The following is a 5,159-nucleotide window of genomic DNA, read 5'->3' on the forward strand; positions in this document are numbered from 1 at the left end:
TCAATGGCTTTCCCAATACGAGCCAGACGTTATGAAGGAAAACCTGATTTTGACTTTGGTGATTGCTCTGTACTTTCTTGCCTTTACTTGGTTTTTTGACATGATAGAGACGAAAAAAAATCAAGCAAAGCTTATCCAGCAAAAGGAACGGGCAGAGTTAAGTTTATTACAATCCCAACTAAATCCCCACTTTCTTTTCAATGCCCTGAATACCAGTTACAGTACGGCGATTTCAGAGGGCAGTGAGAAAGCTGCAAATCAGATATTACAATTATCAGAGCTGATGCGCTTTGCTCTTGAGAAGTCTAAGATAGACTATATACAAATGTCAGATGAAATAGGCTTTTTGGAAAAATATATTGAATTACAAAAAAGCAGGTTTCATCATTTAGGAACCGCGAATGTCCAGATTCGAATCAATTGGGATGGGATAGAAGTAAAAATCAGCCCTATGTTGATTCAGCCATTTTTGGAAAATGCTTTCAAATTCACAGCACTCAATAGACCATCAGAAAAACCGGTATTACTCGTTGACCTAAAAGTAGAAGAGGGAAAGCTTGTACTGAACGTGGATAACTCCTATATCGGGCAACATGTACAGGAAAATAAAGGCACTGGAAATGGGATACATTTGGTAAGGCAAAGACTGAAGTCATTATATCCCCAAAAACACGATTTAGAAATCATTGATATGGGTGATGTTTTTAAAGTATTTTTGAAAATAGATTTAATTGGTTGAGAAATGTTGATAACTGCAGTAGCTATAGATGATGAATTGCCGGCATTGGGCATTATTCAAAAGTACATAGAAAAGGTACCTTTTATCCATTTGGAAAAAACGTTCACCGATCCCAGAGAGGGTTTGGCTTATATTTTTGAGAAACAGCCGGATCTTATTTTTTTGGATATCAACATGCCCGGAATGAAAGGGACTGAGTTAGCAAAAATCATTCAGCCACTTGGAAAGTCTTTTATTTTTACCACAGCTCACTCGGAGTTTGCCCTACAAGGCTATGAACTTCAGGCTATGGATTACCTTTTAAAGCCTTTTGGCTTTGACCGGTTTCTGACAGCCATCAACAGGGCCTTTCAGGAAATATTAAGGAAAAAAGGTGAGGAAACCAGCGTCTTTTTCAAAGACAGTTATGATTGGATACGGGTAAATTTAAGTGAATTGAAGTATGTCAAATCCGAAGGCAACCTCTTGTTTATCCACACTAAGGAAGGCACTATCAGCACGCGCATGAGCATCCCTGAGATTTTATCTATGCTTCCTTCAGAGATTTTTATGCGGATCCATAAATCTTACGTGGTAAATCTGAAGAGTGTGGAAAAACTTGAAAAACATCAGGTCACCATAAAAGGAGAAACCATACCATTGGCCAACTCCTACAGGGAATTGGTAGAGAAAAGACTTTTAAAGAAACCCTGAATTTGGGGAAATACATTTTTCTATGTCTTTAAAGTTGGGGAATACTTTCCCCTGCACAGTCTTATAACTGACTTAAAGCCTGATAGCATAATTATTGATCTACATTAGGCTTATTTTAAAATGCTATGACTTTAAAGAAAATTTTCAGAGATCCCAAAAAGATAAGTGCTTTCTTCTTGATAATAATTGGGTTCTATTTTTTAGCAAAAGGGCTTATTGCTTCAAAGGACGTTTTAGCTCCTGTAATAGTGGCTTTGATTTTGGCAATGTTGTCTGTCCCTGTTGCCCGAAAGTTAGAATCTTGGAGTTTTACCCGATTTTGGTCGACCACCACCGTGCTTTTGCTCAATATGGTAATTATTATTGGGGTGACGGCATTGGTGTCTTTTCAGGTGAGGAATTTCTTGGAAGATTCCGAGGACCTTCAAAAGCAATTCTATCCTACCTTGGTATCCATAGAATCATTTGTTCTCAAGCATACACCATTGGAAAAGGGTAAACTGGAGTCGTATAAAGAAGATTTTGGGTTTGAAGAGGAAGGGAAAGATAAAGGAGAGGATGGAGAAGGCGAACCCGAGGAAAAGCCAGACGGCAAGGAAGTAAAAGAAAATCAAAAAGGGGCTATAGAAGTATTGGGGGCTACATTTAGCTTCTTGGCTGATTTTATTTTAATGTTTGTTTACCTGTTTCTTATTTTATTGTATCGGAAGAAATTTTTTAAATTTTCCATGTTACTATTCTCCAAAGATGAGAGGGAAAGATACAAGGATACAATAGTAAAATCCACCAAACTTGTGCAGTACTATTTGGGTGGACGTCTGGTTTTAATGGTGATATTGGTGGGATTATACGGCTTGGGATTATGGATTTCAGGAGTTGAAAATTTCATTTTAGCCAGTTTGATTGGAGCTGTTTTGTCTTTGATTCCATTTATTGGGAATATGGGAGCTTATGTGATTGCACTTATTTTAGGTATAGGTTCAGGAGGAGGAACAAATATGTTTATCATGATCTCAATCACCTTTTTGATTGTCCAGTTTTTAGATACCTATGTTTTTCAGCCAATTATTTTTAGTAAAAGGCTCAATATCAATCCGTTTTTCGTCATTTTATCTGTATTGATAGGTAATGCCATCTGGGGAATAATTGGTATGGTGATATCCATACCCGTATTTGCCATTATCTCTGTTTTCTGTAGGAATATCCCTGATTTGCAGTCTTTTGGGTATCTGTTTAGCAATGAAGAAAAAGTACTGAAAAAGGAATAGGTTAGGTTTATATTGGTTAAATCAGACCGTTTTCGTCTAGGACATTAGACCTGTTTGATAAATGTCATTCCCTGACTTTTAACCATTTACATTTCACGCAGCGAACGCAACGATTATCGCAAAGATCGCAACGAGGTTATCTTTGCTAATCAGAGGAGATCTGTCTTTATTAGAATAGATCCAAAATAGATATTTAAACCTTAGCGCCTTCGTGTCTTAGTGGCCAAAAAAATTATTCAAACACCTGATCCAAAAACTTTTTCAGCATTTCCAGACTATCCTTTTCCGCTTCAAACATGCCCATGTGACCTACCCCTTTGAGTTCATAATAGTTATCCGAAAAATCCCTATGTAGTCTGCTGCTTTCCAATGTTACAGCAGAATCCAATTCACCTGCGATCATCAATTTAGGCTTGGAAATACTTTTCCACAATTGAAAACGATCTTTTCGGTCCCTCATGGCAGCAGTATAAGCAATAGCTGCTTGTGTTGAGGTTTTTTTTCCGGCAGAAATAAGAGTATGTATCGTTTGTGAATGGGATTCTCTATGAGACGCTGAAAACAAGGCTGGCACAAATGAATCCATAAACTTATCCACACCATGTTTTTTTAAAAATGTGATTGTCTTATTCCTGGTTTTTTTCTTCTCATCAGTGTCTGGAAATGCGGTGGAGTGGAATAATCCGATTGATTTTATATCACTTCCTAAAAGTTCAGCCAAGGCCAAAGTAACATAGCCGCCAAGCGAGTGGCCAATGATGGAAGGGCTTTTAATCCCATTCTCATCCATCCATTCTGCTAAGAATACAGCTACCGTTTCAATATTGAGTTTTTCTTCTTGAAGTGTGCTCTCCCCAAACCCGGGTAAATCAGGGCAATACACAGTGTAAGATGTGGATAAGTGGTCAGAAAAAGTTTTCCACATTTCCTTTGTTTCACAAAATCCGTGGATGAGTATGACCGGAAGCCCCTTACCGTTTTTTGAAAAAGCTATCATGCATTGAAACTAAGAAATATATTGGAATCTTATTGCTGATAAAATCTTACTGAATTAAAGCAAAGCCCCTACCAAAATATCCTCATCCAAAGAATCCCAATGTATTCCTTCTCCATCGCCTATTAATCTCCATTTTGATAATTCCTCTTTTGTGGACTTTCTCAACCTTGGGAACCATTCCAAGGGAATGCCCAATTCTCTACCATCCTCCAAAAGTATAAACATTTTATTGTCATCAAACCAAACTTTTTTTGCCAATGGGGATTTATGGATTGGTGAGTTTTTCATATCAAGATAAAACTTCTACTTAGAAGATTAATATCAATTAATATCCAATATCTACAAATATCAACCCTTTACTTGAACCTCAGCCATGGCTCTCACAGCATCGGCAATTCCTTCCGGATCAAAACCACATTCACGATGCAGTTCTATCTGTTCTCCATGCTCTATGACAGCGTCGGGAATTCCAAGCCTTTTGACTTGAGCAGTGTAGCCATTGTCGGACATCCATTCAATCACTGCCGAACCAAAGCCACCCATCAAACAGCCATCTTCTATAGTGATGACTTTTTTAAATTTTCCAAAAATCTCATGAAGTAACTCTTCATCCAAAGGTTTCACAAAACGCATGTCATAATGTGCCGGATTCAAGCCTTCTTTGGCAAGCATCTCTGTAGCTTCTACGGCATAATTTCCTATATGTCCTATGGATAAAATGGCAACTTCTTCACCTTCCTTGACAATCCTGCCCTGACCAATAGGAATCTCACGCATTGTGGTTTTCCATTCTGGCATGACACCTTGACCACGTGGGTACCTAATAGAGAATGGGCCTTCAAATTTGGTTGCCGTAAACATCAAGTTCCTCAACTCCTCCTCATTCATTGGGGCAGATACCACCATATTCGGAATACACCTAAAATACGCAATATCATATGCGCCATGGTGGGTAGGACCATCAGCTCCTGCAAATCCTGCTCTGTCTAAGCAGAATACTACTTGTAAATTCTGAAGCGCCACATCATGTACTACCTGATCATATGCCCTTTGCATAAAAGTGCTGTAGATGTTACAGAAAGGAATCATTCCTTGAGTGGCCAAGCCTGCAGAAAAAGTTACCGCATGTTGTTCTGCAATACCCACGTCAAATGCCCTATCAGGCATTTCCTTCATCATAATATTGAGTGAAGAACCTGAAGGCATGGCAGGAGTTATGCCCATGATTTTATCATTTTCCTTGGCTAACTCCACAAGTGTATGCCCGAAGACATCCTGATATTTGGGAGCCTGTGGTTTGGTAGGGGCTTTTTTATAAATTTCTCCTGTTACCTTATCAAAAAGACCAGGTGCATGCCAAGTAGTTTTATTACCATTTTCTGCTGGAGCATAGCCTTTTCCCTTTACGGTGACACAGTGGAGGATTTTTGGACCGGGAATGTCTCTCAGATCGGCAAGTACC

6 protein-coding genes are annotated in these 5,159 nt (G+C 38.7%); 3 read left to right on the forward strand and 3 right to left on the reverse strand.

Annotated elements, in window-relative coordinates; all coding sequences use genetic code 11:
* From EA341_RS05825 to EA341_RS05835, 3 genes are all read left to right on the forward strand, one after another.
* Positions 1–739 (forward strand): sensor histidine kinase (locus EA341_RS05825; protein ID WP_293012240.1); only part of this gene is annotated, 739 nt, incomplete at its 5' end.
* Positions 740–742: 3 nt separating this feature from the next.
* Complete coding sequence (locus EA341_RS05830) at positions 743–1,432, forward strand: LytTR family DNA-binding domain-containing protein (protein WP_293012243.1); 690 nt, start codon at positions 743–745, stop codon at positions 1,430–1,432.
* A gap of 125 nt (positions 1,433–1,557) precedes the next feature.
* Entirely contained in the window at positions 1,558–2,700 is a 1,143-nt protein-coding gene (locus EA341_RS05835; protein ID WP_293012245.1) for an AI-2E family transporter, read from the forward strand.
* Between the two features lie 232 nt (positions 2,701–2,932).
* Here EA341_RS05835 and EA341_RS05840 read toward each other — a convergent pair whose 3' ends face one another.
* The 3 genes from EA341_RS05840 to EA341_RS05850 form a co-directional block, all read right to left on the reverse strand.
* The gene (locus tag EA341_RS05840; RefSeq protein WP_293012248.1) at positions 2,933–3,697 is read right to left on the reverse strand and encodes an alpha/beta hydrolase; all 765 of its coding nucleotides are present in this window, start codon (positions 3,695–3,697) and stop codon (positions 2,933–2,935) included.
* A gap of 54 nt (positions 3,698–3,751) precedes the next feature.
* Positions 3,752–3,985 (reverse strand): DUF2442 domain-containing protein, encoded by a 234-nt coding sequence (locus tag EA341_RS05845; protein ID WP_293012251.1) that lies wholly within the window; start codon positions 3,983–3,985, stop codon positions 3,752–3,754.
* Between the two features lie 60 nt (positions 3,986–4,045).
* A partial coding sequence (locus EA341_RS05850) for a 1-deoxy-D-xylulose-5-phosphate synthase (protein WP_293012254.1) occupies positions 4,046–5,159 on the reverse strand: 1,114 nt, incomplete at its 5' end.

The sequence above is a fragment of the Mongoliibacter sp. genome (assembly GCF_007692705.1).
Classification (GTDB): Bacteria; Bacteroidota; Bacteroidia; order Cytophagales; family Cyclobacteriaceae; genus Mongoliibacter.

Coding starts and splice junctions, on each gene's coding strand:
- EA341_RS05830 (WP_293012243.1), top strand. CDS start 743: ATGTTGATAACTGCAGTAGCTATAGATGATGAATTGCCGGCATTGGGC.
- EA341_RS05835 (WP_293012245.1), top strand. CDS start 1,558: ATGACTTTAAAGAAAATTTTCAGAGATCCCAAAAAGATAAGTGCTTTC.
- EA341_RS05840 (WP_293012248.1), bottom strand. CDS start 3,697: ATGATAGCTTTTTCAAAAAACGGTAAGGGGCTTCCGGTCATACTCATC.
- EA341_RS05845 (WP_293012251.1), bottom strand. CDS start 3,985: ATGAAAAACTCACCAATCCATAAATCCCCATTGGCAAAAAAAGTTTGG.